Origin of the sequence: Mesorhizobium sp. M7A.F.Ca.CA.004.04.2.1 (genome assembly GCF_004022825.1) — a bacterium.
Classification (GTDB): Bacteria; Pseudomonadota; Alphaproteobacteria; order Rhizobiales; family Rhizobiaceae; genus Mesorhizobium.
The window spans coordinates 1-2,396 of sequence record NZ_RZPH01000928.1 but is presented as its reverse complement, the minus strand read 5'-3'; the positions used below and the strand labels follow the sequence as shown (position 1 = coordinate 2,396).

General features: G+C 62.9%; 2 protein-coding genes and 1 pseudogene. 2 read left to right on the top strand and 1 reads right to left on the bottom strand.

Features of this window, described 5'->3' with window-relative positions; genetic code table 11:
- Positions 1-385 (bottom strand): annotated as a pseudogene (locus EN893_RS29320) (outer membrane beta-barrel protein); the annotation flags it as partial.
- Between the two features lie 413 nt (positions 386-798).
- Here EN893_RS29320 and EN893_RS29315 point away from each other — a divergent pair.
- Together EN893_RS29315 and EN893_RS29310 are read left to right on the top strand one after the other, a co-directional pair.
- Positions 799-1,563, top strand: a complete 765-nt coding sequence (locus EN893_RS29315) for an SDR family oxidoreductase (protein ID WP_127267620.1) — start codon at positions 799-801, stop codon at positions 1,561-1,563.
- The coding region (locus EN893_RS29310; RefSeq protein ID WP_164901207.1) for a GIY-YIG nuclease family protein at positions 1,560-2,396 on the top strand (837 nt) is incomplete at its 3' end. The genes EN893_RS29315 and EN893_RS29310, both read left to right, overlap by 4 nt.

The window sequence follows — 2,396 nt, the reverse complement described above, 5'->3', positions numbered from 1 at the left end:
CGAGACGGGCACGCAGCGAACCTTCAAAGCCGGCCTTGGAGTCGATGCCGTTGTCGTCGCCCTTGACGCCGTTGTAGCCGAGTTCGGCTTCAGCGCCGTAGACGAAGTTCTCCTGCTGCCACTGGTAGCCGCCGAAGACACTGCCGACGAAACCCTTGGTATCGGTTTCAACGTCGAAATCCTTTTCTTTGGTCCGGCCGCTGAAGCCATAGCCGACGTTGAGACCGGCGTAGGGGCCGGCCCACGAAGCGACCGGAAGTTCAGCGATCGGCGCAGGTGCCGGCGGCTCTTCCGAAACCACGTCAGCAGCATAGGCAGTTCCGCTGAGGGCGAAGAGCCCAAGCGCAACGGCCAGCGGCCGTGCGAATTTGAGATTGGCTTGCATTGTTCTTTACTCCTTAAGCCACAGGACACAGGCTTGTTTCTCACGATCGCCATCTACCCGTCCGGGGGGTGAAACGGATCTGGCGTTCGTCGGTTCCAAATGTCGTGTCAAAATGCGGCTGAAGCGAACCTGAACTTGGGTCATTCCCCGGCACGAATGAGGCAGAACCTTGACGTTGCATCTTCGCAACAGCGAAATGGCAGGAACCATCCCATGCTGCGCTGCACACCGCTTGGTGCAAGGACTCCAGCACCCTATATTGCGGTCGTGCGCGCCCGAGTCCAGGGCGGGCCGGGATGTCCAAACGGCCGTTTCGCCACAATGCTGCCCAAGGTGCGAACACCATTTAACGCATGCCGGGCCATATTTCGCCGGCACCGCTTTTTCGGGCCGAAATTGAGGATTGACACCATATGAGCAAAGCCACTGTCACGGCGCTGGTGACGGGCGGGGCCAGGCGGATCGGCAGGGCGATCGTCGAGGATCTCGCCGCGCACGGTTTTGCCGTCGCCATCCATTGCAACCGCTCGCGCATCGAGGCCGATACGTTGGCTGCCAAAATCATCGCCGGAGGTGGCCGCGCCGCCGTGGTCGCCGCCGACCTGACCGATATGGACGCCGTCGACGATCTTGTCGGCCAGGCGCAAGCAGCGCTCGGACCCATCCCGCTGCTGGTCAACAATGCGTCGCTGTTCGAGGACGATTCGGTTCGGGATTTCGACTGGCGGGCCTGGGACCGGCACTTTGCCGTCCATGTGAAAGCGCCCGCGCTGCTGGCGCAGAATTTCGCCCGGGCGTTGCCGGCAGGGCAGGAGGGCCTGATCGTCAACATGATCGACCAGCGCGTCTGGCGTCCGACGCCGCGCTACTTCTCCTATGCGCTGTCCAAGTCGACGCTGTGGACGGCCACCCAGATGATGGCGCAAGCGCTCGGCCCCAGCATCCGCGTCAATGCCATCGGCCCGGGGCCGACACTGAAGAACGCGCGTCAGGACGACAGCGATTTTGCCGCACAGGTGGATGGCTTGGTCCTCAAGCGCGGCCCGGAATTGCCGGAATTCGGCGCCACGATCCGCTATCTCTGGGAAGCGCGCTCGGTCACCGGCCAGATGATCGCGCTTGATGGCGGCCAGCATCTTGCATGGCAGACGCCCGATGTGACAGGCATGACGGAATGAGTCCTGTAGACCACAAAAGCAAGCCGCGCGGCGGCGCCGACGATCTGCCCCCCGATATCGACCTCGAGGACGAGGCGGTCGAGGAGATCGTTGAAACCGTCGGTCCCGATGTCGCCTTCACCGCCATCGACTGGACCCCGCATGCCGGCGACGCGGAAGGCATGATCGGCGCCGAGGTGATCCAGACGCTGGTCAAGCGGCTTCCCAACGCGCCCGGCGTCTACCGCATGATGAACGCTGCCGGCGATGTGCTCTATGTCGGCAAGGCGCGCAGCCTGAAGAAGCGCGTCACCAACTACGCGCAAGGCCGCTTCCACACCACCCGCATCGGCCGCATGGTGCGTGAGACGTCGACGATGGAGTTCGTCGTCACCCGCACCGAGATCGAAGCGCTGCTGCTCGAAGCCAACCTTATCAAGCGCTTGCGGCCGCGATTCAACGTCCTGATGCGCGACGACAAGTCGTTTCCCTACATTCTCTTGACCGGCGATCATGTCTCGCCGGGCATCTACAAGCATCGCGGCGCGCGCTCGCGCAAAGGCGATTATTTCGGCCCGTTTGCCTCGGCCGGTGCCGTTGGCCGTACCATCAACTCCCTGCAGCGCGCCTTCCTGCTCAGGAGTTGCACCAACTCGTTCTACGAGAACCGCACGCGGCCATGCCTGCTTTATCAGATCAAGCGCTGCGCTGGTCCCTGCACCGGCGAGGTCTCGCATCAGGACTATGCGGAACTGGTCGGCGAGGCGAAGGACTTCTTGTCCGGCCGCAGCCAGAAGGTGAAGACGGAAATCTCGGCCGCCATGCAGCAGGCGTCGGAAGCTCTCGATTTCGAG